Origin of the sequence: Brevundimonas naejangsanensis, from assembly GCF_003627995.1 — a bacterium.
Lineage (GTDB): Bacteria > Pseudomonadota > Alphaproteobacteria > Caulobacterales > Caulobacteraceae > Brevundimonas > Brevundimonas naejangsanensis_B.
Map to the genome: position 1 here is coordinate 1,239,584 of NZ_CP032707.1, position 25,681 is coordinate 1,265,264.

The window sequence follows — 25,681 nt, forward strand, 5'->3', positions numbered from 1 at the left end:
GAGTCGAACGGCGAGCGCGGCGAATCGTTCAGGCGGGCCGTCTTCTGCCGACTGGCCTTGGCCGGCGAACGGCGTAACATCGGCCCATGAGCCGCATCGCCCGCATCTTCCGCCTGCATCTGGCCCTGTGGCTGGGGCTGGCGGTCATGGCGGCGGTCGCGCTGCTGACGCCCGGCGGCTGGGGCTGGCCGATGCGGCTGGCCGTCGCCTGGGACGCGGGCGTGGCGGCCTTCCTGCTGCCGACCTTCGTGCGGCTGACCCGCGCCCGGTCGATCGCGGCCATCCGCGCCAGGGCGGCCGCGCTGGACCAGGCGGGCGAGGCGGTACTGCCGCTCAGCCTGCTGGCGGCGGCGGCCAGCGTCTTCGTCATCGTCTTCCTGGCGGCCTCGGGCGGCAAGCCGACGGCGGGGGCGGCGGTGCTGACGGTGACGACCATCGCCCTGTCCTGGCTGTTCGTGCAGATGATCTTCGCCCTGCACTACGCCCATGAGTTCTACGCCCCGGCCGCGAAGGGAAAGGGCGACCGCCAGGGGCTGATGTTTCCGGGCGAGGCCGACGCCGACTACTGGGACTTCCTGCACTTCGCCCTGATCATCGGCGTCGCCAACCAGACCGCCGACGTGCAGATCTCCAGCCAGCGCCTGCGCCGCATCGCCACCGTGCACAGCATCGTCGCCTGGCTGTTCAACACGGTCATCCTGGCCCTGGCGGTCAATCTGGCGGTCAATCTGCTGTAGCGGCGATTTCGCCTTCCGCCTTGACTTGGCCGTTATTGAGGCCCATCTGCGCTGCATCGCACAATGCGGTGACCGGCGCGTTCCAGCGCGTGTTGGGCTTCCCTTCCCGGAAGACCTGTCTGTCGAGCGGCCGGATCATTCGATTTCATACGTCGTCCATACACGCGGGGCGGCGCCCGTTCCCCGCCCGATATCGGGCAGGCGACGTGCGCCCTCTGAAGGTCCGGCTTGTCCGGCTGCGCCCGTCGCCATTCGTGAAAGACAGACGTGAGCGACATCACCTTTGAATCCATGGGCCTGAACAAGGCTCTCCTGACCGCCCTGGCCGCGACCGGCTATGAGAAGCCGACGCCGATCCAGGCCAAGTCCATTCCCGACGTCATGAAGGGCAAGGACCTTCTGGGCATCGCCCAGACCGGCACCGGCAAGACGGCGGCCTTCGCCCTGCCGATCCTGCACCGCCTGGCCGAGAACCGCGTGGCGCCCAAGCCGCGCACCACCCGGGCCCTGATCCTGAGCCCCACGCGCGAGCTGGCGACCCAGATCGCCGACAGCTTCAAGCAGTACGGCGCCCACCTGGGCTTCCGCGTCGCCGTCATCTTCGGCGGCGTGAAGTACGGCCCGCAGGAGCGCGCCCTGCAACAGGGCCTGGACGTCCTGGTCGCCGCCCCCGGCCGCCTGCTGGACCACATCCAGCAGAAGACCCTGGACCTGTCGACCTGCGAAATCTTCGTCCTGGACGAGGCCGACCAGATGCTGGACCTGGGCTTCATCAAGCCGATCCGCCAGATCGTCAGCCGCATCCCGGCCAAGCGTCAGAACCTGTTCTTCTCGGCCACCATGCCGTCGGAGATCGGCAAGCTGGCGGGCGAACTGCTGAAGGATCCGGTCAAGGTCCAGGTCGCGCCGCAGTCGACCACGGTCGAGCGCATCAAGCAGTCGGTGATCTGGGTCGAACAGGGCCGCAAGCGCGCCCTGCTGACCGAACTGTTCTCGGATCCCGCCTATACGCGCTGCCTGGTCTTCACCAAGACCAAGCACGGCGCCGACAAGGTCGCGGCCTATCTGGAAGCGGGCGGCGTCGAGGCCGGGGCCATCCACGGCAACAAGAGCCAGCCGCAGCGCGAACGTGCGCTGGAGGCCTTCAAGAACGGCAAGCTGCGCGTCCTGGTCGCCACCGACATCGCCGCGCGCGGCATCGACGTGGACAAGGTCACCCATGTGGTGAATTTCGAGCTGCCCTATGTGCCCGAAGCCTATGTGCACCGCATCGGCCGGACGGCCCGCGCCGGTTCGGACGGCACCGCCATCAGCTTCGTCGCCGGCGACGAGATGAAGCTGCTCAAGGACATCGAGAAGGTCACCCGCCAGAAGATCCCTTCGGTCGACCGCCGCAACGACAAGGCCCTGGGCCAGCTGGACGCCTCCATCATGGCGGCGGGCGTGGCCAAGAAGGCGACCCTGCCCGAGCGTGAAGGCCGCTCGGACGGCGAGGGTCGCGGCGGTCGCGGCGGCCGCAACCCGCGCCGCGAGGGCGTCAAGAGCGAGGGCGGCGGCCAGCCGCACCGTCAGCGCAAGGGAGCTCCCCGCGACCGCACCCACCACGCCGAGCGTCCGGCGGCCGCCTATGACCCCATGGCGGGCGACCGCGCCCGTTCGGCCGTCCGCGCGACGCCCGTCGCCGAGCCCAAGCCGGTCGGCGAGCTGAAGCGCCGCCCGCGCCGCCGCCGCCCCTCGAACGGCGGCAAGGGCCACAGCGCCCAGGGGTGAGGCGTCTTTTCCTCCCCATGAAATGGGGAGGGGGACCACTCAGTGGTGGAGGGGCCGGAGCGATGCGCCCGGCTCAACCGAGCCCCTCCGTCTCGTCCGCTATCGCGGGCGATCCACCTCCCCATTGCATGGGGAGGAAATGAAAAACGGCGGCTCCCTTGCGGGAGCCGCCGTTTCCATGTCCGCCCTCTGGTCGGATCAGAAGGCCCAGCGGGCGCCGATGGAGGCCACCACGGCCGAGCCTTCGGCCTCGCCGCGCAGGTGGGTGGTCACGGCCGCCGGGGTGCCGGCGTAGAGGGTCCGGTCGTCGCGGAGCGTCGAGTCGCTGAAGGCGATGTAGGTCAGGCCGGCGTCGAGGGTGACGCCCGGGGTCATCTCGGTCGAGCCGCCGACCGAGAACAGCCAGCGGTCGGCGTCGGGGATGCGGGCGGTGCGCAGGCGGTCGCGGGTCGGGGTCGGATCATAGCCGACGCCCGCGCGCAGGGTGGTCTTGTCGCTGAGGGCGTAGTCCAGGCCGATCGCGCCGGTGGTCACGTCCTTGTAGTCCTGACGGATCACGTCGCCGCCGTTGGGAAACTCGACCCGGATGGCGTCGAACTCGGACCAGCCGATGCGGTCGACCTGGGCGTTCAGGGTCAGGCTGTCGGTGACGGCGTAGCGCACCGAGGCCGAGGCGAACCACGGGGTGTTGAAGCGGGCCGCGCCGGCGGTCGAGACGCTGTTCGGCGCCAGGGGGCCGGTCAGGACGATGCTCACGTCGCCGTCCAGCTCATGCTCGATGGCCGAGCGGTAGCTGAGGCCGACGTCCCACGGCCCCTTGTGGATCTGGGCGCCGACGTTCCAGCCGAAATTCCAGCCGTCGCCTTCCAGCGAGGACGAGCCGTCGGGCAGCAGGGGCGAAACCGACGGCATGGCCGAGGTCAACTTGGCCTTCACGTACTGGGCGTCCAGGCCGGCGCCGACGTCCAGCCAGTCGTTGACCTGCCAGGCCAGGATCAGGCTGGCGTTGCCCGAACGCAGCTCGGAGGTCAGGGCGTCGTAGCGGGCGAAGGAGCCCGGTTCGTATTTGGTGGTGAAGTTGTAGGGGGCGGCCACGGAAAAGCCGACGGCGAAGCGGTCGCCGATCGGCGCGGCGAAGGCGAAGTTGGGCACCAGGCCGCTTTCGATCGGGTCGACCTCGGTGTTGCGCGGATTGACCACCGGCGCGTCGATCCCGCCCGGATAGGTGACGAAGGCGCCGGCGTTCCTCACCTCCGAGTCGATCTTGATGGCGTGCAGGCCGAGGCTGACTTCGCGGCCGCTGCGGGCGATGGCGGCAGGGTTCCACCACAGGGAGCCGACGCCGCGGTCGGCGGTTTCGCCGGAATAGGCGCGACCCACGCCGCGCACCGACTGTTCCTGCAGATAGTAGGAGCCGGCGAAGGCCGGAGCGGCGACGCCCGTCATCAGGGCGGTGGTCAGGGCGAGGCCGCCGAGGCGGGCCATGTTCCTGGGAGTCATTACGCTTCACCCATGTCATGGGCCGGCCATTGAGACAGGCGGACGGCCCTGGTTCCGAAGTGCCGCTACGCTTGGTCACAGCGCTTGTGGCGCGAAAGCGTTGCGTCAGCGGCCCCTGTCGGACGACATCTCGGCGAAAGCGTGGCGCGAAGAGTGCGCAATTTCACACCTCAGTGAGGTGACGTAACGGCAATTTCAACGCCTCCAGAACGCAGAGTTTCAGAAAGATCGTGTTCCGCTGCGTCAACTTCGGTCAAGTCTCGTCCCCTGATCACCAGCTGGGTTCCGACCTCGCCAGAGCCCTGGCCAGCGGCCTGTCCGGCGCCGAAGCCGAAGGGGTAGGAGCCGAAGGACAGGTGCGGCCGCGCCTCGGCGGCGGCGCGCAGGATGTCGGCCACCGCGCCCTCGCCGACGCCGCTCACGCGCAGGGTGCGGCTGTGAACCGGGGCGCCCGTTCTCAGCCGCGGGGCCACATCGTCCAGCATGGCCTCCATGATCTTGGGCACGCCGGCCATGACGAAGACGTTTTCGACCTGGAAGCCGGGCGCGTCGCTGACCGGGTTGGCGATCAGCAGGCCGCCTTGGGGCACGCGGGCCATGCGGCGGCGGGCGGCGTTGAACTCGCCGGGGGCGTAGCGACGCTCGAGGAGAGCCAGGGCCTCGGGATGCTCGCGCACCGCCACGCCGAAGGCGGCGCCGACCGCGTCGGCGGTGATATCGTCATGGGTCGGGCCGATGCCGCCGGTGGTGAAGACATAGTCATGGGCCGCGCGCAGGGCGTTCAACGCCGCGACGATCTGATCCTGGCGGTCGCCGACCACCCGGGCCTCCATCAGGTCGATCCCCAAGGGCGCCAGGAAGCGGGCCAGGGTGTGCAGATTGATGTCGCGGGTGCGGCCGGACAGGATCTCGTCGCCGATGATCAGGACGGCGGCGGTGGGAGCGGTTTCAGCGGCGGTCTGGGACATGGGCTTCAGATAGGGCGGCGCGGGGCCTGCGTCAGCGGCGAACCCTGACGGGCTTGAGGTTTTGTGCTAGTCTGACCATCTGAAGTCCTGAAAGCAGCCTCTTCGCCCGATCCGCGCCTCGCGGAGCGCGCGCCTCCCCGAAAGCCGATCATGTACGAGACCCCCGACCTGGAAACCGACGTCTTCGTCCGCAGCCACGAGATCCGCATCCACGACGCGGAAGGGTTCGAGGGCATGCGCAAGGCCGGCCGCCTGGTCGCCGAGGCGCTGGACATGATTACCGAGCACGTCAAGCCGGGCGTCACCACGGGCGAACTGGACGATCTGGTGCGCGAGTTCACCCTGGACAACGGCGGCACCCCCGCCTGCCTGGGCTACAAGGGCTACACCAAGACGATCTGCACCTCGATCAACCACGTCGTCTGCCACGGCATTCCCGGCGACAAGGTCCTGAAGGAAGGCGATATCGTCAACATCGACCACACGGTCATCGTCGACGGTTGGCACGGGGACTCCAGCCGCATGTATCCGGTGGGCGAGATCAACGCCCGCGCCAAGCGTCTGATCGACGTCACCTATGAAGCCCTGGAGCTGGGCCTGGCCCAGGTGAAGCCGGGGAACACCTTCGGCGACATCGGCTACGCCATCCAGAAATTCGTCGAGGCCCAGCGCATGAGCGTGGTGCGCGACTTCTGCGGCCACGGCATCGGCCGCGTCTTCCACGACAGCCCCAACGTCCTGCACTACGGCCGTCGCGGCGAGGGCGCGGTGCTCAAGCCCGGCATGTTCTTCACCATCGAGCCGATGGTGAACCTGGGCAAGCCGGCGGTGAAGGTGCTGTCCGACGGCTGGACCGCCGTGACCCGCGACAAGTCGCTGTCAGCCCAGTGCGAGCACACCATCGGGGTGACCGAGGACGGGCTGGAAATCTTCTCGGCCTCGCCCAAGGGCCTGTTCCGCCCGAAATTCTGAGCTAGTCTCCCCTTCGGGGGAGGCTGATGCTCGATCAACCGCCGGAAAAGTCGAAGGCCAAGCCGCATCACGCCGGTCATCGCGAGCGGCTGCGCGAGCGTGCGCGCGGCGCGGGCATCCACCACCTGCCCGACTATGAGCTGCTGGAGCTGTTCCTGTTCCGCAGCCAGCCGCAGGGCGACGTCAAGCCGATCGCCAAGGCTCTGCTGACCCGGTTCGGCTCGCTGGCGGCGGTGCTGGCGGCTTCGGTCGAGGACCTGATGACCGTCCGGGCCGAGGACGCGCGCGGCCGCGCCAAGGGCGTCGGCGCCGAGACCGCCCTGGACCTGACGGCCCTGCACGAGGTGTCGCGCCGGGTGGCCAAGGAGGAGGCGAACAAGCGCACCGTCATCTCGTCGTGGACGGCGCTGCTGGCCTATGTTCGCCTGTCGCTGCAGCACGAGCCGCGCGAGCAGTTCCGCGTCCTCTACCTCGACAAGAAGAACCAACTGATCCTCGACGAAATCCAGAACCGGGGCACGGTCGACCACGCCCCGGTCTATCCGCGCGAGGTGGTGCGCCGGGCGCTGGAGCTGGCTGCCAGCGCCATGATCATCGTCCACAACCACCCCTCGGGCGACCCGACCCCCAGCCGCGCCGACATCGACATGACCCGGCAGGTGATCGAGGCGGCCCGCTCGCTGAGCCTTCAGGTTCACGACCACCTCATCGTCGGCCGCGAGGGCGTGGCCAGCTTCAAGCAACTGGGTTTGATGTGACTGTTCTGACCACCGCCCGCCTGACCCTGACGCCTGTCGCCGTCGGCGACATGGACGACCTGACCGGCCTGTGGGCCGACGCCGGCTTCACGCGTCACATCATGGGCCGCGGCCTGTCGGAGGAGGAGGTCTGGTTCCGGCTGCTGCGCGACATCGGCCACTGGCAGGCCAAGGGCTACGGCAACTGGTCGATCCGCGAGACGGCGACGGGGGCCTATGTCGGCAGCGTCGGGGTGCTGGACTATCGCCGCGAGATCGACCCGCCCTTCGACGCGCCCGAGCTGGGCTGGGGCGTGGCCCCCGCCTTTCAGGGGCAGGGCCTGGCGCACGAGGCGTTGCAGGCGGCCCTGGCCTGGACCGACGCCTATCGGCTGGAGCCGCGCACCGTCTGCATGATCTCGCCCGAAAACGCGCCGTCGATTCGCCTGGCCGAACGGGTCGGCTATGCGCCCTACGCCCGAGCCCACTACAAGGGGGCGGCTGTCGACCTCTACGCACGCCCCAGAGGCGGGTGAGGGCGGGCGACGGGGCGGCTGACAGGATCGCCTCGCCTCGATAAGCTTTACAATTCAGGCCCCGAGCCGGGCCCTTGCGTTTCAGGAGTTTCGTTCATGCCCATGTCCGCCGATGACCTTCGCGCCCATCTGGTCGAGGCCTTTCCGGATGCGGACATCGCCATCGAGGATCTGGCCGGGGACGGCGACCATTATCGTGCCCGCATCGTGTCCGAGGCCTTCCGCGGCCTGAACCGGGTGCGTCAGCATCAGTTGGTCTATGCCGCGCTGAAGGGGAAGATGGGCGGCGAACTGCACGCCCTGGCGCTGGAGACGTCGGCGCCGGCTGAGGCGGGCTGATCCATGCGCTATCGCCCGTTCGGCGGTTCGGGGGCCGCCGTCTCCAACCTGACTTTAAGCCTGGGCGCTGAGGCGATGGCGCGCGGCGCGCGCCACGTCCGCGACCTGGTGTTCGCGGCGCTGGAGGCGGGGGTGAACGCCTATCATTTTGAGCGCCTGGACCCGATCCTGCTGCAGGCGGCGGGCGAGGCCCTCGGCCATGTCGATCGCGGGCTGGTCTGCGCCAGCGCGACCCTGGGCGCGGACCGGGACTTCACGGCCATGGGCCTGGGCCGGTCCATTGAACAGGGGCTGAGCGCCTCCGGCCTGGGCTGGTTCGACATGGCGGTGCTGGATCGCCCCGCCGAGAACGAGCTGCCCCAGGCCTCCCTGACCACGCTGAAGGCGTTGAGGAAGGCCGAGCATGTGCGGATGCTGGGGGTGTCCGGCAATGAGGCGGTGACCGACCTCTATGTCTCGACGGGCGCCTTCGACGTCCTCTTCACCCCGTTCCACGCCAATGTGGAGTGGCGGGTGCGGTCGCGCATGCGGGCGGCGCGCGAGCGGGACATGAGCCTGTTCGTCTATGACTACTTCCCCGAGAGCCTGTCGACCGAACGGCGGGCGGCGGCCGCCGCCGAGGCTGGGACGCCGAAGAAGCGCGGCCTGCTCGGGGCCATGGGCTGGAGCGGGGGACGCGCCGCCGACCTGGAGCGGCCGGGGTCCTTCGCCTTCCTGCACCGCACCCCCGGCTGGACCGGGGAGGCCATCTGCCTGGCCTACGCCCTGACCGACCCGGCGGTGTCCAGCGTCCTGGTCCGGCCCCGGGATCGGGCGCATCTGGAGGAGTTGGCGGCCGTGCCCGAGCGCGACCTGCCGTCCGGCCTCTCGGCCCAGATCGAGATGGCCCGGGTGGACGCCTCGGTCTAGCGAAATCGGTTCAGGCGCCGATGGCCGAGAAGGGGCCGTTGAGGAAGCTCGGCTTGCCGTAGGCCAGGGGGCGGCCGTCCTCGGCTAGGACGCGGCCCCCGGCGGCCTCCAGAACCGCCTGGCCAGCCGCGGTGTCCCATTCGCAGGTCGGGCCGGTGCGCGGATAGGCGTCGAAGCGGCCCTCGGCGATCAGGCAGAATTTCAGCGAGGAATCCATGCCCTGCCACCGGCCGCAGCCGTTGCGCGCGGCCAGGCGCTGCGCCTCCTCCTCGCTGATGCTGTGGCTGACCAGGGCCACGGCGTCGGCCGGGCGTTCGCGCACCCGGATCGGCCGCCAGGGCTCGCCGAAGGCGCGGCGCAGAGCGCCCTGGCCCGGCGCGGCCGAGCGCCAGCTGAGGCCCAGGGCGGGCGCCGTCACCGCCCCGGCGACCGGGGCGTCGCCCCGGATCAGGGCGATATTGACCGAATAGGTCTCGCGCCCCTGGACGAAGCCGCGCGTGCCGTCCAGCGGGTCGATCAGCCAGAACCATTCGCCGACGGACGCGGGGGCCCCGTCGGCGGCGACCGCTTCCTCGGCCACGGCCTCGACGTCGGGCCAATGCTCGGCCAGCCGGGCCAGGATCAGGGCCTCGGCGGCGCGGTCGGCCTCGGTCACGGGGCTGGCGTCGGCCTTGGTCTCCACGACGGCCTCGGCCCGCCAATAGGGCAGGATCAGGCGCGCGGCCTCCTCGGCGATGTCGCCGATGATCTCGGCCAGCCGGCCGGAAGCGAGGTCGGATTCGAGATCGGCGGCGGGCTGGTTGGCGTCGGGGGCGGTCATGGCCGATCCGATAGCCCATGCGGCCGGTTTCACGAACCGGCAAATCAGGCCACCTTGGCCTTAACCTTTCATCAACCTTGCGCGCCATGACCGTTTCCGACGCCTTCCTCGATCTCTTCGTCGCCGACCTGCCCGTCGACGGCGCCGAACTGGCCGCCTTCATCGCCGCCAAGCTGTGCCACGACTTCATCAGCCCGGCCGGCGCGGTGATGTCGGGTCTCGACCTGCTGGACGACCCGAGCGCCCAGGACATGCGCGACGACGCCCTGGGCCTGATCCGGCAGAGTGCGGCCAAGATGGTCGCCCTGGTGCATTTCGCCCGCGTCGCCTTTGGGGCGGCGACCAGCAGCGAGCAGTTCTCCGGCGCCGAGTTGCACGGCCTGGTCGCGGGCCTGACCGACGGCGGCCGCGCCAGCCTGGACTGGCGCGTGGGCGAGGAGACCTTCACCAAGATCCAGGCGCGGGCCCTGATCAACCTGGCCTATCTGACGGTCTCGGCCCTGCCCATGGGCGGTGCGGCGGTGGTCACCGCGCGGCGCGAGGGCGGGCAGTTGTTCCTGATCGGCTCGGCCGAGGGCGCGCGGGCCCGGCTCAAGCCCGAGGCCGTCGTCGGCCTGAGGGGCGAGCGGCTGACGGAGGGTCTGGCCGGCCAGTGGATCCAGCCCTACTGGCTGTGGCTGACGGCGCGCGACGCCGGCGGGCGGCTGGACCTGGCGGCGGAAGAGGGGCGGGTGGCCCTGATGGCGCGCCTGCCGGACGCGGGCGGCGGGCCAACCCTCGGTTAACCCCCGTGGACGACCATGACGAGAGCGGGGGCTCGACCTCGCGTCAAACGGGAGGCGACCCAGTGGATTCCAGGACCTGCCTGATCGTCGACGACAGCCGCATCATCCGCAAGGTGGCGCGTCGGATCCTGGAAGACCTGTCCTTCGACGTGGCCGAGGCCGCCGACGGCGCCGAGGCGCTGGATCACTGCCTGGCCGCCATGCCCCAGGTCGTGCTGCTGGACTGGCAGATGCCGGTGATGGACGGCCTGACCTTCCTGCGCCGTCTGCGCGACCTGCCGGGCGGCCGGGCGCCCAAGGTGGTGTTCTGCTCGGTCGAGACCCGGGCCGAGCGAATCGCCGAAGCCCTGTCCGCAGGCGCCGACGAATATGTTATGAAGCCGTTCGACGGCGAGATCCTGTTGGCCAAGCTCGCCGAGGTGGGAGTGGTGCAGTCGCCGTCATGACGCCGGAGGATTTCGATCGTCTTCAGTCCCTGCTGGCGTCCCGCGCCGGCTTTCGGCTGACCCGCGACCGGATGCAGCTGGCCGAGCATCGGCTGGGCCCGGTGGCGCGTCGCGAGGGCTATCACAACGTCGAGGCCATGCTGGCCAGCCTTTGGAGCCGACCGGTCGCCTCCCTGGGCTGGAGCGTGATCGAAGCCCTGCTGAACGGCGAGACCTGGTTCCGCCGCGACCGCGCGGCCTTCGAGGTGATGGAGCGTGAACTCCTGCCCGCCCTGACGGCGGCGCGGCCGGGCGGCCGGGTGCGCATCTGGTGCGCGGGCGCCTCGACCGGGCAGGAGGCCTATTCCCTGGCCATCGCCGCGCTTGAGGCGGGCGCCCAGGTCGAGATCGAGGCGACCGACCTGTCGCGCCAGGCGATCGAGAAGGCGGCCTCGGGCCTCTACACCGCCTTCGAGATCCAGCGCGGCCTGGCGGCGCGGACCATGCTGCGCTGGTTCGAACAGGTCGATGACCAGTGGCGAGCTCGGCCCGAACTGCGCGCCGCGGTCAAATTCCGGCGCGCCAATCTGCTGGACGAACCGGTGGACGAGGGCCGCTTCGACGTCGTCTTCTGCCGTCATGTCCTGACCGACCTGGCGCCCGAGCGCCGCGCGCGGGTCCTGGACGGGCTTGAGCGGCGGCTGGTGGACGACGGCTGCCTGTTTCTGGGCCGCGACGAACGCCCCGAGGGCGACAGCGTCGCCTTCCGCCCGGTGGCCGGGCGCAGGGGCCTCTATGTGAAGACCTCGGCGGCGATCCGCCGCGCGGCCTGATTCTCTTGCCAATTCGGCCGGGCTTGATCCTACTGTCGGGGCGGATCGGGGAGGGGTGCATATGCGGCTGGTCTGGTTGTTCGGAGCGCTGACGCTCGCCGTCCTGCTGGCCGTCTGGACGACCCAGGCGCCGCCGCCGCGTCCGGCCGACGCTCCCGCCACGGCCTTCTCGGCGGCGCGGGCCATGGTTGACGTCGAGCGCATCGCGCGTGCGCCGCACCCCGTCGGCTCGCCTGAACATGCGCGCGTTCGCGCCTATCTGACCGAGCGGCTGACGCATCTGGGACTGGAGGCCAGCGAGCAGGCGGGGCCGCTGTCGCCCGCCTCGGTCAAGCGGCTGGCGCGCGCCGGCGGCGACCCGGCGGCGGCGGGCAATAAGGCGATCAACTTGATCGGCGTCCTGCCCGGGAAAGACGGCAGCCAGCCCGCCGTCATGCTGATGGCCCATTACGACACCGTGGTCGGCTCGCCGGGCGCGGCCGATGATTCCGCCGGGGTGGCCGCCATCCTGGAGGCGGTGCGGGCGATCCGGGCGCGCGGTCCGGCCGAGCGCGACCTGGTCGTCCTGCTGACCGACGCGGAGGAGCTGGGCCTGGACGGGGCGCGGATCTTCTTCGGCGGCCATCCCTGGCGCGACCGCATCGGCGCCGTAGTCAATCTGGAGGCGCGCGGCGGCGGCGGCCGCGCCGCCATGTTCGAGACCGGGCGCGAAGCCGGGCCGACGGTCCAGCTGTTCCGTCAGGCGGCGGCGCGCGCCGACGGCGGGACCACGGCCACCTCGCTCGCCGCCTTCATGTACGAGCGCATGCCCAACGGCACCGACTTCACCGTGCCCAAGGACCGAGGGATCGGCGGGCTGAACCTGGCCTTCATCGGCCGCCCGGACCAGTACCATTCCGCCGAGGCCACGCCCGCCAACCTGGACCGGGGCGCGGTCCAGCATCTGGGCGCCCAGGCGCTGGAGGCGGCCGACGCCTTGCTGCGCGCGCCCAGTCTGCCGGCCAGGGGCGAGAACCTGGTCTATTCCGACGTCTTCGGCCGCTGGCTGATCGTCCATGCGCAAGGGGCGGGTTGGGTGCTGCTGGCCCTGGCGGCGGCGCTGGGGGGCTTTGCGGCCTGGCGGGCGCGGCGCCGGGCGGGGCTGACGGCGGGGCAGGTCGGCCTGGGTCTGCTGGACGGGCTGTGGTTCCTGACGGGCGGCGTCATCCTGCTGCAGGCGGCGCGCCTTCTGGCCGGGCCGATGTCTAGCCGCGTCGCCTCGCCCGACGTCTATTACACCCTGCTGCGCCGCCTGCCGTGGATGGAGGCGGGGGCGGTTCTGGTCATCGTCGCCCTGGCCTTGGTCGTGCTGACCGGGGCGCGCCGGGCGCGGCCGCGCCTGACGGGCGGGGCGTTCGCCGTACTGACGGCGGCCGTCCTGTTGGTCGGGGGCTTCAGCCCGGTGCTGCTGGCCTTGGGCGTCGTCGCCGTCGGACTGTCGCTGTGGCCGGGACGGGCCGAGCGGACGGCCTGGGGCGGATGGCTGGGGCTGATCGCCCTGGTCTTCGTCGTCGGCTGCGCGCTGCAGGCGGCGGCGCCCGAGGCGGCCCTGCTGTTCGTCTGGCCCGCGCTGCTGGCGACGACGGCGGCGGCGCTGGCGGCCTCGCTCGATCCGACCCTGACGCGCCCGATCGGCCTGGCGCCCGCCGCCGTCGCCACGGTGCTGGGCGGGGCCTGGCTGCTGGGGATCGGTCATGTCGTCTTCCTGGGCGTGGGCATGGACATGCCGGGCGCCCTGGCGCTGATCGCGCTGCTGGTCGTGCTGTTCGCGCGGCCCCTGGCGCCGGACGCGACGGCGAGGCGTCTGGTGCTGTTCGCGGCGGCGGCCTGCCTGATCGCGGGCGTCGGTCTGAACCTCTCGGCCCATATGCTGGCGCCCGCGCCCGCCGTGGCCGCAGCCCTGCCCTAGGAAGCGGACTCTGGCGTCCCGCAGCGCGACCGTTTATCGCAGCCCATCATGAGCGATCCCGTCCTCGTCACCGGCTCGGCCGGTTTCATCGGCTTCCACACCGCCCGGCGCCTGCTGGAGCGGGGCGAGGTCGTCATCGGCCTGGACAATCTCAACGCCTATTACGATCCGGCGCTGAAGGCGGCGCGGCTGGCCCTGCTTCAGGCCTACCCGAACTACCGCCACCACACGCTCGACCTGGCGGACCGCGCGGGCGTCGCCGCCCTGTTCGCCGCCGAGCGGCCGCGCCGCGTCGTCCACCTCGCCGCCCAGGCGGGCGTCCGCTACAGCCTGGAAGCGCCCGAGACCTACGTCGATTCCAACGTCGTCGGCTTCCTCAGCATCCTGGAGGGCTGCCGCGCCGTCGGGGCCGCCAACCTGGTCTTCGCCTCGACCAGTTCGGTGTTCGGCGCCAACCGCGCCCTGCCGTTCTCGGTGCGCCAGCCGGCCGACCATCCGCTGACCGTCTATGCGGCGACCAAGCTGGCCAATGAGGCCATGGCCCACTCCTACGCCCACCTGTTCGGCTTCCCGGCGACGGGCCTGCGCTTCTTCACCGTCTATGGACCGTGGGGCCGGCCGGACATGGCCCTGTTCAAATTCACCCGCGCCATTCTCAAGGGCGAACCGATCGACGTGTACGGCGAAGGGCGGATGAGCCGCGACTTCACCTATGTCGACGACATCGTCACCGGCGTGGTCGCCGCCCTCGACCGTCCCGCCGGGATCGATCCGACGTGGGACGCCACGGCCCCCAACCCCGCCACCAGCGGCGTCGCCCCCTGGCGCATCCTCAACCTGGGCGCGGGCCGCCCCGTGCCGCTGATGCGCTACATCGAGGTGCTGGAGGACAAGCTGGGCCGCAAGGCGACGCTGAACCTCATGCCCATGCAGGACGGCGACGTGGCCGACACCGAGGCCGACGTGACCGACACCCTGGCCGCCCTGGACTACGCCCCTTCGACCCCGGTCGAGGAGGGCGTCGCCCGCTTCGTCGACTGGTACTGCAACTTCTACCGCGAGAACTGAGGCGCGCGTCGGCGCGCCGCCAAAAGGCGAAGGGTCTTCAGCGATTGGCTGGAATGCCTGGTGGAGCCGAGGGGAGTCGAACCCCTGACCTCGTCATTGCGAACGACGCGCTCTACCAACTGAGCTACGGCCCCGACCGACAGGCAGGGGCGGGACATAGAAGCGTCCAGGGGGGCGTGTCAACGGGCCGCGCACGAATCCTTGGCGATCGGCGGCCGGATCGTTAGAAGCGGCGTGAACGAAGCAGGAGTTTCTCATGGGTTTCGCCCTTGTCTGGCTGGTGAACGCCGTCGTCACCCTGATGATCTGGTGCATCATCGCCTCGGCGATCCTGAGCTGGCTGTTCGCCTTCGACGTGGTCAATCCGCGCAACCGGTTCGTCGGCCAGGCGGCCTATGTGCTGGATACGGTGACGCGGCCGATCCTGGGGCCGATCCAGCGCGTGGTGCCGTCGCTGGGCGGCATCGACATCACCCCGATCATCGCCCTTCTGGCGCTGCAGTTCCTGAGCGTGCTGTTCAACCGGACGGTCGCGCCCATGCTGATCCTGTCCCTGGGCTGAAGCAGGGCGGGCCGGCGGGCCACGGCGCCGCGGGATTCCGCACGCGGCGCCCATTTCCGCCTTTGCGCGGCGCGAGCGGGCTCCTAAGGTGCCCGCGACGGGTCCCCTCGGGGGCTGCATTCCATGCGTAATTCATGACCACGATCAGGACAGTCGCCATCATCGGCGCCGGGCAAATGGGTTCGGGCATCGCCCAGGTGGTGGCCGCCGGCGGCTATGAGGTGAAGCTGTACGACATCGCGTCGGAGCGCGTGACCCTGGCATTGGGCGAGATCGCCGCCAGCCTGGCGCGCCGCGCGGCGCGCGGGCTGACCACCGAGGCGGAAGGCCAGGCGGCGCTGCAGCGCATCGTCCCGGCCGCGACCCTGGCCGAGGCGGCCAAGGCCGATCTGGTGATCGAGGCGGCGTCCGAGGACGAGGCCGTCAAGAAGGCCGTCTTCGCCGAGCTGACGCCGCTGCTGGGGCCGGACGCGCTGCTGGCGTCCAACACCTCCTCGATCTCGATCACCCGCCTGGCCTCGGCCACGGACCGGCCCGAGCGCTTCATCGGCCTGCACTTCATGAAGCCGGCGCCGACGATGAAGCTGGTCGAACTGGTGCGCGGCATCGCCACCTCGGCCTCGACCTTCGAGACGGCGGTCGCCTTCGCCGAGAGCCTGGGCAAGACCACCACGGAGTCCGAGGATTTCCCGGCCTTCATCGTCAACCGCATCCTGGTGCCGATGATGAACGAGGCCGTCTATGTCCTGTATGAGGGCGTCGGCGACGTGGCCTCGATCGACAAGGCGCTGAAGCTGGGGGCCAACCACCCGATGGGGCCGCTGGAGCTGGCGGACTTCATGGGGCTGGACGTGGCCCTGGCCATCATGAACGTGCTGTACGACGGCCTGGCCGACAGCAAATACCGGCCCTGTCCGTTGCTGGTGAAATATGTCGAGGCCGGCTGGCTGGGCAAGAAGAGCGGCCGCGGCTTCTACGACTATTCCGGCCCGACGCCGGTGCCGACGCGCTGATGCTGGGCCGTTTCGCAACCCTGCCCGGGCTGAAGCGCGTGACGCCGCGACGTGGGGCGGGCGCCCTGATTCCGGCCGCCCTGGCGGCGGCCGCCTGGCCGCCGGCGATCCTGACCCTGTTCATCTGGCCGCCCGAGAACTGGTGGTCGGGCGTGGACACCGACTGGCGGCTGGTGCTGCTGGCGGTCGGCCTGGTCGCGGCGCCGGTCGGCCTTTGGCTGCTGATCAACAGCCACGCCAGGACGGGCCGGCCGTCGACCCGCTTGGGCGTGGTGTGCCGCTTCACCGTCTTCGGCGGCCTGCTGGCGGCGGTGATGCAGACGGTCATGGCCGTGGTCATGGCCGCCCTGGCCGGCTTCGCCTCGCAGAGCTTCGTCCAGGGCCTGGGCGCGATCGAGACCGCCTTGCTGATCTTCGGCGTCGCCGGCCTGCCGCTCGCCATCATGGTGGGGGCCAGCTACGCCCTGTGGGGCGGGCTGTGCGTGGCCTATCTGGCCTTCGTCCCGGCCCCGGCGGTCAAGAACCGCATGGGCGTTCTGGCCGAACGGGACGTTACCGGGATTTAACGTGAACCCGGACGGCGGTCCCGCCTAAGCCTGAGGCCTTGTCAGCAGCCAGGGGGCGAGCATGAGGGATCAGGTCGAGACGGCTCAACCGAAGCCGGTGGCGGCGGATCAGCGGATCGTGACGCTGGACGTGCTGCGCGGCGCGGCGGTGCTCGGAATCCTGGCGGTCAATGCGGCGGCCTTCGCCTTGCCGATGATGGCGATCGAGATGACGAGCGGCCAGTCGCCCTTTCCCGCGGGGCCCAACGCGTCGGGCGTGGCGCAATGGGTCGTGGCCGTCTTCTTCCAGCAGAAGTTCGTGACCCTGTTCTCCATGCTGTTCGGCGTGTCGGTCTTCCTGGTCGGCGGCGAGCGGGGTGATGAGGCCAAGGGGCGCGTCCTGCGTCGCCGTCTGCTGTTCCTGGCCCTGTTCGGCCTGATCCACGGCGCGGCCTTCTGGTACGGCGACATCCTGCTGCTCTACGCCTGGTCCGGCCTGTTCGTCATGCTGATGCGGTCGATGCCGGCCAGGCCCCTGATCTGGATCGGCGCCGGGGCGACGGTCCTTCTCGCGACGCTTCAGGCCGGGCTGATGCTGCTGACGGCGCGCTTCCCCGAGGCCATGAGCAGCGGCGGCGCCTCGGATGGGGCGGTCGCCGCCTCGATCGCCGCCTATCAGAGCGGCTGGGCGGGCGCGGCGCTGGAAAATCTGAAGGCCTGGGCCATCGCCCAGGGCATGAGCCTGCTCATGTACGTCTTCTCGACCGTGCCCCTGATGATGCTGGGCCTGGGCCTGTTCAAGGCGGGCTTCTTCCACGGCCGGGTTCCGACGCGCGTCTATGGGATGCTGATGGTGGGCGGGGCGGCGGTTCTGGCCCTGCTGGGCGTGTTGGAATGGCTCGAGATCCAGGCAGGGGCTGGGGGCGAGGCGACCGGCGGCTGGGCCATGGCGGTCGCTTCCTATCCGCTGATCATCACCCTGGCCTACGCCTCGGCGCTGATCCTGCTGACGACGCGCGGCGTGGGCTGGCTGCGCCGGGCGCTGGCGCCGGTGGGGCGGATGGCCTTCACCAACTACCTGACCCAGACCCTGATCATGACGACCATCTTCTACATGCCGTGGGGGCCGCGCCTGTTCGGTCAGGTCGACTATCCGATGCAGTGGGCCATCGTCGTCGGCGTCTGGGCGCTGCAGCTGATCTGGTCGCCGCTGTGGCTGTCGAAGTTCACCATGGGGCCGTTCGAATGGCTGTGGCGGCGCCTGAGCTATGGGCGCGACCTGCCGCTGCGCCGCACGGCCTGAGGGCGTCGGGCGGACGGCGAGTTGCGGCGGCTTCTTTGATGGCTTAATCGCCGCCTCATGACCGACGAAGCCCCCATCCGCCCCGAAGCCCGTGCGCCGCGCGGCTTCGCCGACCGTCGCGGCCGCGACCTGATCGCCGAGCGCCGCATCGTCGCGCGCGTGTCAGAGGTCTATGAGCGCTGGGGCTTCGAGGCGCTGGAGACGCCGGCGTTCGAATACGCCGACGCCCTGGGCAAGTTCCTGCCCGACGCGGACCGCCCCAACGAGGGCGTCTTCGCGCTCCAGGACGACGACGACCAGTGGATGGCCCTGCGCTACGACCACACGGCGCCGCTGGCCCGCTTCGCCGCCCAGACTTGGGAGACCCTGCCCAAGCCGTTCCGCCGCTACGCCTATGGGCCGGTGTGGCGCAACGAGAAGCCGGGGCCGGGCCGCTTCCGCGAGTTCTGGCAGTGCGACGCCGACACCGTCGGCTCGGACCGGCCCGAGGCCGACGCCGAGATCATCGCCATGGGCTGCGAGGGTCTGCGCGCCGCGGGCCTGGCGGCGGGGCAGGCGGTGATCCGCGTCTCCAACCGCAAGCTGTTCGACGGCCTGTTCGACGCGGGCGGGATCACGGATCCGATCCAGCGGCTGACGGCCCTGCGCGCCGTGGACAAATACGACCGCCTGGGCGTCGAGGGCGTGCGCCTGCTGCTGGGCGAGGGCCGTCTGGACGAGTCCGGCGACTACACCAAGGGCGCCAATCTGCCCGCCTCGGTCATCGGCGCCATCGAAGCCTTCCTGGCCTCGGCCGAGACGCCGGGCCTGAGCCGCGCGGGCGTGCTGGACGCCGTGTCGGGCGCGGCCCTGGGCGAAGCGGGGGAGGCGGCGCTGAAGGAGCTGGCCGCCATCGACCGCGCCCTGACGGCCATGGGCGTGTCGCAGGACGACGTGCGCTTCGATCCGACCATCGTGCGCGGGCTGGAATACTACACCGGCGCGGTGTTCGAGGCCGAGCTGCTGCTCGACACCAAGGACGAGAAGGGCCGGGCCGTGCGCTTCGGCTCGATCGGCGGCGGCGGGCGCTATGACGACCTGGTGGCGCGCTTCACCAGCCAGGCGACGCCGGCGACGGGCTTCTCCTTCGGCGTGTCGCGTCTGGCTTCGGCCCTGCGCGCGGCCGGACGCGGCGACGAGGACGCCGCGCGCGGGCCGGTGGTGGCCATCGTCTTCTCGGAAGACGACATGCAGCACTATCTCGACGCCGTGTCCGAACTGCGCGCGGCGGGCATCGCCGCCGAACTCTATCTGGGCCGGGCGGGCATGAAGGCGCAGATGAAATACGCCGACCGCCGCGGGGCCCCGGCAGCCGTCATCCTGGGCGGGGACGAGATCGCCGCTGGTCAGGTGACGATTAAGGATCTGGACGCCGGACGCGCCCGTGCGGCCGCCATCGCGGACAACGACGCCTGGAAGGCGGAACGTCCCGGACAGCAGACGGTGGCGCGCGATCAGCTGGTGGCCGTGGTGCGCTCCATTATCGAATAGGCTTCGATAACGATCATGACGAGGACGTGAGTTATCGACGTTTAGTTACGAAAGACGGCTCTTTCGATGGGCGGCTGATTGACTTGCCCCCCTCGATGGCGTCATTTGGTCTCACTCGAGAGGCGCAGCGGCGAGCCGCAGCGACATCTTGAAGGCGTTTCGGGGAGGAAACGTCCGCTCCTTAGAGAGCGAGAAGGCCCGCTGCGATGTATCCCCCGCAGCGGGCTTTTTCATGCCTGGAAGCCAGGCGCTTTATCGAAGGCTATTCGAGTGATGGCGGCGGGGCCTCAAACTCCGTCATCCTCGGGCTTGGCCCGAGGATCGGCTGACCGCGGGCGACCGATTGGACTTCGGAGGGCGAGGCCTCCCTCGATCCTCGGGCCAAGCCCGAGGATGACGACGCGCCAAGAGGGCATGCGGCCATGAAAAAGGGCCGGAGCGTCGCCGCTCCGGCCCTCTTCGTTCGGCAGGCGTCGCGCCTTACCAGATGCGGACGCGGTCTTCCGGCGCCAGGTAGTATTTGGTCCCCGGCTTGATGCCGAAGGCCTCGTACCAGGCGTCGATGTTGCGCACAGGGCCGATCACGCGGAACTCGGCCGGGCTGTGCGGGTCGGTGGCGATCTGGTTCTTCAGCGCGTCCTCGCGGTACTTGGACTGCCAAACCTGGGCCCAGCCGTAGAAGAAGCGCTGGTCGCCGGTCGTGCCGTCGATCACCGGAGCCGGCTGGCCCTTCAGCGACAGGTGATAGGCTTCCAGGCCCACCGCCGTGCCGGCCGCGTCGCCGATGTTCTCGCCCATGGTCAGGCCGCCCTGGACGTGGAAGCCGGGTAGGGGCTCGAACTGGTCGTACTGGGCGCCCAGGCGCTTGGTCAGGCCCTCGAAATTGGCCTTGTCCTCGTCCGTCCACCAGTTGCGCAGCACGCCGTCGCCGTCGGACTTGGAGCCCTGGTCGTCGAAGCCGTGGCCGATCTCGTGGCCGATCACGCCGCCGATGCCGCCGTAGTTGACGGCCGGGTCCGCATCCGGGTCGAAGAAGGGCGGCTGCAGGATGGCGGCCGGGAAGACGATCTCGTTATTGGCCGAGTTGTAATAGGCGTTCACCGTCTGGGGCGTCATGCCCCACTCGTCCTTGTCGACCGGCTGGTCCAGGCGCGACAGGCGGTAGTTCCACTGGAACTGGCCCATGCGCTGGCTGTTGCCGAAGGCGTCGTCGGCGCGGATCTCCAGGGCCGAATAGTCGCGCCACTTGTTCGGATAGCCGATCTTGACCGTGAACTTGCGCAGCTTCTCCTGGGCGGCCGTCTTGGTCTCGGCGCCCATCCAGGTCAGGTTGTCGATGCGGTGCGACAGGGCGGTGCGCAGGTTGGCGACCAGCTCTTCCATCTTGGCCTTGGATTCGGCCGGGAAGTATTCCGCCACATAGAGGCGGCCCGCCGCCTCGCCCAGGGCGCTTTCGGCGACGCTGATGGCGCGCTTTTCGCGGCTGCGCTGTTCGGGCTGGCCGGCCAGATCGCGCGAATGGAATTCCCACTGGGCGTCCGAGAAGCGCTGCGACAGCATGGGCGCCGCGTCGTCCACCGTGTGGAAGGCCTGCCAGGCCTGCAGGGTGGCCACCGGCGTTTCGGCGAAGATGGCGGCCATCTTGGGCATGGCGGTGTTCTGGCGCACGATCACGCGGTCGACCGCGCCCAGGCCAGCGGCGTTGAAATAGCCGGCCCAGTCAAAGCCCGGGGCCTCGGCGGCCAGGGTCTGGATCGAGTAGGGGTTGTAGGTCTTGTCGCGGTTGCGGTTCTCGATCGGGGTCCAGTGGGCCTCGGCGATCTTGTCTTCCAGCGCGACGATCGCCGCCGCCGAACCGGCCGGATCGGTCCAGCCGATGTTGGTCAGCATCCGCTCGACATAGGCCTGATACTTCTGCTTCTTGTCGGCGAAGCGGGCGTCCAGATAGTAGTCGCGGTTGGGCATGCCCAGGCCGCCCTGGCCGGTCGTCACGGCGTAGCGGGTCGGGTTCTTCTGGTCGATGGTGATGCCGGTGCCGAAGAAGGAGCCGCCCGCGCGGCCCTGGGTCTGACCCATGTAGGCGGCGATCTTCTCATGGGTGTCGGCGGCGCGGATGGCGGCCAGGTAGGGGGCCAGCGGCTGGGCGTCCAACTGGTCGATGCGCGCCTGGTCGATGAAGGCGCGGTAGGCGTCGGCGATCTTCTGCTCGTCCGAGCCGGCGACCAGGTCGGTGCGCGCGGCCAGGCCCGTGACCATTTGCTTCATGCGGTTGTCCGACAGCTCGCGCAGCAGGGCGAAGGAGCCGTAGGAGGTGCGGTCGGACGGGATGGTCAGTTGGTCCAGCGCCGCGCCGTTGGCGTAGCGGAAGAAGCTGTCGCCGGGGTTCACCGAGGTGTCGCGGCCCGACAGGTCGAAGCCCCAGGTCCCGTACTTGGGCGCGTCCGTGCCCTGCCAGCCCGAGGCGCCGCCTTGGGCGGCCGGGGTCTGGAACAGCTCGAAAACGCTGCAGGCATCATCGACGCAGGCGTGGTCGTGACCATCGTGGGCCAGGGCTGCGGCCGGCGCCAGAAGGGCGGCCGCAGCGACCCCCGCGAACAGTTTCTTCATCTTCGAAATCCTCAATGTCGCCCCCCGGGGCGCGGGGCGCCGAGCCTAGTGGCGGCGGGCGCTTTCAGCGTCTTAAAAAATTTTAACGTGAAGGGCGAGCGCGGACTGAATTCGGTCATGACGACGACGTCGGCCGCCCGCGGGCGACCGCCGAAGATGGTCGCACTGATATGGCCAAGCTTTAGTTCGCCCGGCCCTGTTTAAGGCTCAGCTCATGAGTATAAATCCGTAGTTGTGTTGAAATCGGACGTATCCTGCGGCAAGGTTTTATGCCGTTCGTGACCCATTTTGGTCACCGTTCGGTGATGAAAGTTCGCAACTTCCTCCCGGAGCGCCCGTCGACTTCCGTTAGTGGTCCATGTCATCCGATGTGGACCCGATGGGACGAGCGCCGCACATAAAGTCAGAGCCGTCGCCGATGCGTGAGTCCTCCCCGTCCGCCCCCGAAATCGTTGAAACTGAAGGCCAGCCCCGGTTGAACCGTCGCCAGGCGGCCAAGGTGCGGACGCGGCAGAAGGTTCTCGACGCGGCGCGCGCCCTGTTCGCCGAGCGCGGCTATGACGCGGCCACCATCCGCGACATCGCCAAGGGCGCGGGCATGTCCACCGGCGCCGTCTTCGCCAACTTCCAGGACAAGGCCGAGCTGTTCGAGGCCGTCTTCGCCGAAGAGATGGAGGGCCTTCTGGCCGACATCCGCGGCGCCGCGACCGAGGGCCGCGTGCTGGATCGCCTGGCGAACGGCCTGACCGCCGGCTATCACCGCTCGCTCGATCATCTGCCGCTGATGCAGGCCATGGTGGCGCGCTCCTGGTTCCAGCCGGAAGACGCCGACCAGCGCTCGCGCGCCTTCGTCCGCCCCCTGGTCGAGGCGGTGGCTGAGGCGCTGCAAGCGGGCGTGCGTGAAGGCGAACTGCGTCAGGACGTGGACGTGGCCCTGGTGGCCCGCATGATCTGGGACGTCTTCATCTCCAACTACCGCTTCGCCGCCTACGACAACTGGGGCATCGAGGAGCTGACGCCGCACATCCGCAAGCAGCTGGACCTGATCCTGTCCAGCCAGCTGGCGCGCCAGTAAGGCTTCAGACCGGACCGTTTCGAGGGCCGCGCGCCGGACAGGCGCGCGGCCTTTTTCTATGGCGCAAGCCCGCGCAGGGCCGGGCGCAGCGACGCGGCCGCCCGACGGAAGTCGGCCCAGGGATCGGCCGCGGCGAGTAGCTCTGTCGCGCGGCCCAGATGGAAGTCGGCGGGCTTGAGCCCCGGCGTCACCGCGCTCCAGTCCAGCGGCAGGGCGAGGGGCGCGCCGGGCCGGGCGCGTGGCGACCAGGGCGCCACGGCGGTCGCCATGCGGCCGTTGCGCAGCCAGTCGATGAAGATCTTCCCGCCGCGCGCCTTCTTGGACAGGGTGGTGGTGAAGCGGTCGGGGTGATCGGCCTTGGCGGCTTCGGACGCCGCCTTGGCGAAGGCCCTGGCCTCGTCCCAGCCGACCCGGCTGCGGCCGTCGGCGCGGATCGGCGTGACCACGTGCAGCCCCTTGCCTCCGGTCGTCTTGACGAAGGGCGTCAGGCCCAGGGCCTCCAGCCGGGGCTTGAGCAGCCAGGCGGCGGCGACGACGTCGTCGAAGTCCAGCCCCTCGTCGGGGTCGAGGTCGAAGGTGATCTGTTCGGGAGTCTCGGGATCACCGGCCTTGCAGCCCCAGGGATGCAGCTCCAGCCCGCCCGCCTGGGCCAGGGCGACCAGGCCGCCGACGTCCGACACGGCCACATAGGGTTTGCGCTCCTTGACGTCGATCAGCTTCAGCCTCGGGTTGTGGCCGGGCATGGCGTGACGCTGGAAGAAGCGCTCGCCCTCGATGCCGTCGGGCGCGCGGACGATGGAGAGCGGGCGGTCGGCGACATGGGCCAGCAGGCGCTCGGCCGCGTTTTCATAATAGAGGGCGAGGTCGGCCTTGGTGACCGGGGGCCGCCCGTCGTGGGCGGGCCACAGGGGCTTGTCGGGATGGGACAGGGTCACGCCCGCCACGATCGTCTTGCCTCCGCCCGAACGAGAGGCGGGAGCGCCCGCGGCGGCCGGGCTGGAGGCCGGCGGCTGGGGCTCGGCGGTCACTTCGGCGGCGGGCTTGTCGTCGCGCAGGGCCTTGAAGGCGGCCTGTCGCACCGCGCCGCCGTCGGTCAGGCCGGCGTGTTCGATCTCAGCCACCAGGACGGGCTTCAGCCAGTGGATGTCGCGGCCGCCCTCGGGCGCGTTGTCGCCGACGAAGGGCGAGGCCTTGGCCGCCGCCGCCTTGAGGGCGGGCAGCAGGACCTCGGCCGCCGCCGCCGAAAAGCCCGTGCCGACGCGCCCCATGTAGCGCAGGCCGCCCCGGCCCTGGACGCCGACCAGCAGGGAGCGCAGGCGCGATCCGCCCTCGGTCGACCAGCCGCCGATGACCACCTCGTCGCGGCCCCGGCATTTGGACTTGAGCCAGAACGTGCTCCGCCCCGCGCGATAGGGGGCGTCCAGCCGCTTGGAGATGACGCCCTCCAGGTTCATGCGGCAGGCGCTGAGCAGGACGGCCTCGCCGGAGGCGGCGAAATGATCGACGTAGCGCAGGTTCGGTCCCCTGGCGCCGACGCGGTCGCAATAGGCCTGGAGCCGCGCCTTGCGGTGCGACAGGGGCAGGGGGCGCAGGTCCTCGGCCCCCTCGCGCAGCAGGTCGAAGGCGAAATAGACCAGGCCGTCCGCCGCCCCCGTGGCGATGGCGGCCTGCAGGGCGGAGAAGTCGGGCGCCACCTCGGCGTTCAGCGCGCACAGTTCGCCGTCGAGCACGGCGTCGGGCCAGGCGGCCGCCTGGCGCGCCAGGGCGGGAAATTTTTCCGTCCAGTCCAGGCCGTTGCGGGTGCGCAGGGTCGCCTGGCCCCCGCCGACGGCGATCTGGATGCGATAGCCGTCGAACTTGATCTCATGCACCCAGCCTCCGCCCGGCGGCGGCCGATCGACCACCTTGGCGAACTGGAGAGGCAGGAAGGCGGGCGGCTTGCGCGCCGTCGAGGTCTCGACCTTGCTCGGTCGGGGCCGGGCCGGGCCCTTGCGGGCGACGGGGCGCGACGAGGTCCACTGGGCGTCGCCCGCGGCGATCTCGGCCAGGCTGCGGCCGGTGGTGACCGAGGCGTCGATCTCCGTCAGGGCGTCGCCCTCGCCGTCGACGGCGTAGGCGTCCCGCTCCTTGAGCAGCAGCCAGTTGGGACGCTTGGACGGCTTGCCGCGATCGCTCTTGAGCCGGACCAGGGCCCAGCCGCCCTTCAGCCGCTGGCCGTCCAGATCGAGCTTGATCACGCCCTTTTCGAAGGCGGCGTCCAGGTCCGTGTCCTGGGGCGTCCAGGTTCCGGCGTCCCACAGCTGCACCGTGCCCGCGCCGTAGTTGCCGGACGGAATGGTGCCTTCGAAGTCGCCGTAGTCCAGGGGGTGGTCCTCGACCTCGACGGCCAGCCGCTTGACGGCGGGATCGCGTGAGGGGGCCTTGGTCACGGCCCAGGACTTCAGCACGCCGTCATGTTCGATGCGGAAGTCGTAGTGCAGGCGGGTCGCGGCGTGGCGCTGGATCAGATAGCGCAGACCTGCGCTGCCCGGCCCCGCGCGCCGAGCCGGGGCCTTGCGCCCCTTCGGCTCCGGCGTCGCGCCGAAACGCCGCTTGGCCTGATAGGTGTCGAGTTCGCCGTGCGCCGCCATGACGGCTGAAACGCGGCAGGGCGGCGAAGGCTGCGCCGGGACGCTTTACCGGAACCGTGATGGAACGGC

At 70.2% G+C, this 25,681-nt stretch carries 24 protein-coding genes and 1 tRNA gene; 18 read left to right on the forward strand and 7 right to left on the reverse strand.

The genetic code is table 11. The features are described from left to right. Positions 1–86: 86 nt before the first annotated feature. A complete protein-coding gene (locus D8I30_RS05835) occupies positions 87–737 on the forward strand; it encodes a DUF1345 domain-containing protein (RefSeq protein WP_121481907.1) in 651 nt (216 codons plus the stop codon). Here D8I30_RS05835 and D8I30_RS14365 read toward each other — a convergent pair. Next, positions 724–876: a hypothetical protein gene (locus D8I30_RS14365; RefSeq protein ID WP_162938815.1), complete on the reverse strand. Its 153-nt coding sequence runs from the start codon at positions 874–876 to the stop codon at positions 724–726. The two genes, D8I30_RS05835 and D8I30_RS14365, sit on opposite strands and share 14 nt — an antisense overlap. A gap of 152 nt (positions 877–1,028) precedes the next feature. Here D8I30_RS14365 and D8I30_RS05840 point away from each other — a divergent pair, with 152 nt between their 5' ends. Then, positions 1,029–2,507 carry a DEAD/DEAH box helicase gene (locus D8I30_RS05840; RefSeq protein WP_121483413.1) on the forward strand — a complete coding sequence of 493 codons (1,479 nt, stop codon included), beginning with the start codon at positions 1,029–1,031 and terminating at the stop codon, positions 2,505–2,507. 198 nt (positions 2,508–2,705) lie between these two features. Here D8I30_RS05840 and D8I30_RS05845 read toward each other — a convergent pair whose 3' ends face one another. Beyond that, positions 2,706–3,992 carry an OmpP1/FadL family transporter gene (locus D8I30_RS05845; RefSeq protein WP_240387347.1) on the reverse strand — a complete coding sequence of 429 codons (1,287 nt, stop codon included), beginning with the start codon at positions 3,990–3,992 and terminating at the stop codon, positions 2,706–2,708. Positions 3,993–4,177: 185 nt separating this feature from the next. Next, positions 4,178–4,975, reverse strand: coding sequence for a competence/damage-inducible protein A (locus D8I30_RS05850; protein WP_121481909.1), 798 nt, complete (start codon positions 4,973–4,975; stop codon positions 4,178–4,180). A gap of 150 nt (positions 4,976–5,125) precedes the next feature. On the opposite strand from D8I30_RS05850, the gene map reads away from it, so the two are divergent. The 5 genes from map to D8I30_RS05875 all read left to right on the forward strand — a co-directional run bounded on the left by map (position 5,126) and on the right by D8I30_RS05875 (position 8,468). Then, the gene (map, locus tag D8I30_RS05855; protein ID WP_121481910.1) at positions 5,126–5,947 is read left to right on the forward strand and encodes a type I methionyl aminopeptidase; all 822 of its coding nucleotides are present in this window, start codon (positions 5,126–5,128) and stop codon (positions 5,945–5,947) included. Between the two features lie 26 nt (positions 5,948–5,973). Further along, a complete protein-coding gene (gene radC / locus D8I30_RS05860; protein ID WP_121481911.1) occupies positions 5,974–6,705 on the forward strand; it encodes a RadC family protein in 732 nt (243 codons plus the stop codon). Then, positions 6,702–7,220 (forward strand): GNAT family N-acetyltransferase, encoded by a 519-nt coding sequence (locus D8I30_RS05865; protein WP_121481912.1) that lies wholly within the window; start codon positions 6,702–6,704, stop codon positions 7,218–7,220. Before radC ends, D8I30_RS05865 begins: the two co-directional genes overlap by 4 nt. A 96-nt stretch (positions 7,221–7,316) precedes the next feature. Further along, a complete protein-coding gene (locus D8I30_RS05870) occupies positions 7,317–7,559 on the forward strand; it encodes a BolA family protein (RefSeq protein WP_121481913.1) in 243 nt (80 codons plus the stop codon). A gap of 3 nt (positions 7,560–7,562) precedes the next feature. Continuing rightward, positions 7,563–8,468: an oxidoreductase gene (locus D8I30_RS05875; protein WP_121481914.1), complete on the forward strand. Its 906-nt coding sequence runs from the start codon at positions 7,563–7,565 to the stop codon at positions 8,466–8,468. A 10-nt stretch (positions 8,469–8,478) separates the two neighbouring features. Here D8I30_RS05875 and cysQ read toward each other — a convergent pair whose 3' ends face one another. Further along, positions 8,479–9,288 carry a 3'(2'),5'-bisphosphate nucleotidase CysQ gene (cysQ, locus tag D8I30_RS05880; RefSeq protein WP_121481915.1) on the reverse strand — a complete coding sequence of 270 codons (810 nt, stop codon included), beginning with the start codon at positions 9,286–9,288 and terminating at the stop codon, positions 8,479–8,481. An 86-nt stretch (positions 9,289–9,374) separates the two neighbouring features. On the opposite strand from cysQ, the gene chpT reads away from it, so the two are divergent. The 5 genes from chpT to D8I30_RS05905 all read left to right on the forward strand — a co-directional run bounded on the left by chpT (position 9,375) and on the right by D8I30_RS05905 (position 14,347). Further along, on the forward strand, positions 9,375–10,073 hold the full coding sequence (gene chpT / locus D8I30_RS05885; protein ID WP_121483414.1) for a histidine phosphotransferase ChpT: 699 nt from the start codon (positions 9,375–9,377) through the stop codon (positions 10,071–10,073). Positions 10,074–10,135: 62 nt separating this feature from the next. After that, entirely contained in the window at positions 10,136–10,519 is a 384-nt protein-coding gene (locus D8I30_RS05890) for a response regulator (RefSeq protein ID WP_121481916.1), read from the forward strand. Then, the gene (locus D8I30_RS05895) at positions 10,516–11,331 is read left to right on the forward strand and encodes a CheR family methyltransferase (RefSeq protein WP_121481917.1); all 816 of its coding nucleotides are present in this window, start codon (positions 10,516–10,518) and stop codon (positions 11,329–11,331) included. The genes D8I30_RS05890 and D8I30_RS05895 overlap by 4 nt, the downstream gene beginning before the upstream one ends. A gap of 61 nt (positions 11,332–11,392) precedes the next feature. Continuing rightward, the gene (locus tag D8I30_RS05900) at positions 11,393–13,279 is read left to right on the forward strand and encodes a M20/M25/M40 family metallo-hydrolase (RefSeq protein WP_121481918.1); all 1,887 of its coding nucleotides are present in this window, start codon (positions 11,393–11,395) and stop codon (positions 13,277–13,279) included. A 48-nt stretch (positions 13,280–13,327) separates the two neighbouring features. Next, positions 13,328–14,347 (forward strand): NAD-dependent epimerase/dehydratase family protein, encoded by a 1,020-nt coding sequence (locus tag D8I30_RS05905; RefSeq protein WP_121481919.1) that lies wholly within the window; start codon positions 13,328–13,330, stop codon positions 14,345–14,347. Between the two features lie 58 nt (positions 14,348–14,405). Here D8I30_RS05905 and D8I30_RS05910 read toward each other — a convergent pair. Next, positions 14,406–14,481: transfer RNA gene (locus D8I30_RS05910), tRNA-Ala, on the reverse strand. A gap of 122 nt (positions 14,482–14,603) precedes the next feature. Between D8I30_RS05910 and D8I30_RS05915 the strand changes: the two genes are divergently transcribed. The 5 genes from D8I30_RS05915 (at position 14,604) to hisS (ending at position 19,300) form a co-directional block, all read left to right on the forward strand. After that, complete coding sequence (locus D8I30_RS05915) at positions 14,604–14,909, forward strand: YggT family protein (protein WP_121481920.1); 306 nt, start codon at positions 14,604–14,606, stop codon at positions 14,907–14,909. Positions 14,910–15,043: 134 nt separating this feature from the next. Next, positions 15,044–15,922: a 3-hydroxybutyryl-CoA dehydrogenase gene (locus D8I30_RS05920; RefSeq protein WP_121481921.1), complete on the forward strand. Its 879-nt coding sequence runs from the start codon at positions 15,044–15,046 to the stop codon at positions 15,920–15,922. Further along, complete coding sequence (locus tag D8I30_RS05925; protein WP_121481922.1) at positions 15,922–16,488, forward strand: hypothetical protein; 567 nt, start codon at positions 15,922–15,924, stop codon at positions 16,486–16,488. The genes D8I30_RS05920 and D8I30_RS05925 overlap by 1 nt, the downstream gene beginning before the upstream one ends. A 61-nt stretch (positions 16,489–16,549) precedes the next feature. Beyond that, the gene (locus tag D8I30_RS05930) at positions 16,550–17,770 is read left to right on the forward strand and encodes a DUF418 domain-containing protein (protein WP_121481923.1); all 1,221 of its coding nucleotides are present in this window, start codon (positions 16,550–16,552) and stop codon (positions 17,768–17,770) included. 57 nt (positions 17,771–17,827) lie between these two features. Further along, positions 17,828–19,300, forward strand: coding sequence for a histidine--tRNA ligase (hisS, locus tag D8I30_RS05935; RefSeq protein ID WP_121481924.1), 1,473 nt, complete (start codon positions 17,828–17,830; stop codon positions 19,298–19,300). Positions 19,301–19,780: 480 nt separating this feature from the next. Here hisS and D8I30_RS05940 read toward each other — a convergent pair whose 3' ends face one another. Beyond that, positions 19,781–21,907 carry a M13 family metallopeptidase gene (locus D8I30_RS05940; protein WP_121481925.1) on the reverse strand — a complete coding sequence of 709 codons (2,127 nt, stop codon included), beginning with the start codon at positions 21,905–21,907 and terminating at the stop codon, positions 19,781–19,783. Between the two features lie 418 nt (positions 21,908–22,325). On the opposite strand from D8I30_RS05940, the gene D8I30_RS05945 reads away from it, so the two are divergent. Further along, a complete protein-coding gene (locus D8I30_RS05945) occupies positions 22,326–22,982 on the forward strand; it encodes a TetR/AcrR family transcriptional regulator (RefSeq protein ID WP_121481926.1) in 657 nt (218 codons plus the stop codon). Positions 22,983–23,038: 56 nt separating this feature from the next. Here the strand turns inward: D8I30_RS05945 and ligD are convergent, their stop codons facing one another. Next, on the reverse strand, positions 23,039–25,612 hold the full coding sequence (ligD, locus tag D8I30_RS05950) for a DNA ligase D (protein WP_121481927.1): 2,574 nt from the start codon (positions 25,610–25,612) through the stop codon (positions 23,039–23,041). Positions 25,613–25,681 lie beyond the last annotated feature (69 nt).

Excerpts from the sequence above, each read along its gene's own strand:
- D8I30_RS05835 (WP_121481907.1), top strand. The coding sequence starts at position 87 with ATGAGCCGCATCGCCCGCATCTTCCGCCTGCATCTGGCCCTGTGGCTG.
- D8I30_RS14365 (WP_162938815.1), bottom strand. The coding sequence starts at position 876 with ATGATCCGGCCGCTCGACAGACAGGTCTTCCGGGAAGGGAAGCCCAAC.
- D8I30_RS05840 (WP_121483413.1), top strand. The coding sequence starts at position 1,029 with ATGGGCCTGAACAAGGCTCTCCTGACCGCCCTGGCCGCGACCGGCTAT.
- D8I30_RS05845 (WP_240387347.1), bottom strand. The coding sequence starts at position 3,992 with ATGGCCCGCCTCGGCGGCCTCGCCCTGACCACCGCCCTGATGACGGGC.
- D8I30_RS05850 (WP_121481909.1), bottom strand. The coding sequence starts at position 4,975 with ATGTCCCAGACCGCCGCTGAAACCGCTCCCACCGCCGCCGTCCTGATC.
- map (WP_121481910.1), top strand. The coding sequence starts at position 5,126 with ATGTACGAGACCCCCGACCTGGAAACCGACGTCTTCGTCCGCAGCCAC.
- radC (WP_121481911.1), top strand. The coding sequence starts at position 5,974 with ATGCTCGATCAACCGCCGGAAAAGTCGAAGGCCAAGCCGCATCACGCC.
- D8I30_RS05870 (WP_121481913.1), top strand. The coding sequence starts at position 7,317 with ATGCCCATGTCCGCCGATGACCTTCGCGCCCATCTGGTCGAGGCCTTT.
- D8I30_RS05875 (WP_121481914.1), top strand. The coding sequence starts at position 7,563 with ATGCGCTATCGCCCGTTCGGCGGTTCGGGGGCCGCCGTCTCCAACCTG.
- cysQ (WP_121481915.1), bottom strand. The coding sequence starts at position 9,288 with ATGACCGCCCCCGACGCCAACCAGCCCGCCGCCGATCTCGAATCCGAC.
- chpT (WP_121483414.1), top strand. The coding sequence starts at position 9,375 with ATGACCGTTTCCGACGCCTTCCTCGATCTCTTCGTCGCCGACCTGCCC.
- D8I30_RS05895 (WP_121481917.1), top strand. The coding sequence starts at position 10,516 with ATGACGCCGGAGGATTTCGATCGTCTTCAGTCCCTGCTGGCGTCCCGC.
- D8I30_RS05900 (WP_121481918.1), top strand. The coding sequence starts at position 11,393 with ATGCGGCTGGTCTGGTTGTTCGGAGCGCTGACGCTCGCCGTCCTGCTG.
- D8I30_RS05905 (WP_121481919.1), top strand. The coding sequence starts at position 13,328 with ATGAGCGATCCCGTCCTCGTCACCGGCTCGGCCGGTTTCATCGGCTTC.
- D8I30_RS05915 (WP_121481920.1), top strand. The coding sequence starts at position 14,604 with ATGGGTTTCGCCCTTGTCTGGCTGGTGAACGCCGTCGTCACCCTGATG.
- D8I30_RS05920 (WP_121481921.1), top strand. The coding sequence starts at position 15,044 with ATGACCACGATCAGGACAGTCGCCATCATCGGCGCCGGGCAAATGGGT.
- D8I30_RS05925 (WP_121481922.1), top strand. The coding sequence starts at position 15,922 with ATGCTGGGCCGTTTCGCAACCCTGCCCGGGCTGAAGCGCGTGACGCCG.
- D8I30_RS05930 (WP_121481923.1), top strand. The coding sequence starts at position 16,550 with ATGAGGGATCAGGTCGAGACGGCTCAACCGAAGCCGGTGGCGGCGGAT.
- hisS (WP_121481924.1), top strand. The coding sequence starts at position 17,828 with ATGACCGACGAAGCCCCCATCCGCCCCGAAGCCCGTGCGCCGCGCGGC.
- D8I30_RS05940 (WP_121481925.1), bottom strand. The coding sequence starts at position 21,907 with ATGAAGAAACTGTTCGCGGGGGTCGCTGCGGCCGCCCTTCTGGCGCCG.
- D8I30_RS05945 (WP_121481926.1), top strand. The coding sequence starts at position 22,326 with ATGCGTGAGTCCTCCCCGTCCGCCCCCGAAATCGTTGAAACTGAAGGC.
- ligD (WP_121481927.1), bottom strand. The coding sequence starts at position 25,612 with ATGGCGGCGCACGGCGAACTCGACACCTATCAGGCCAAGCGGCGTTTC.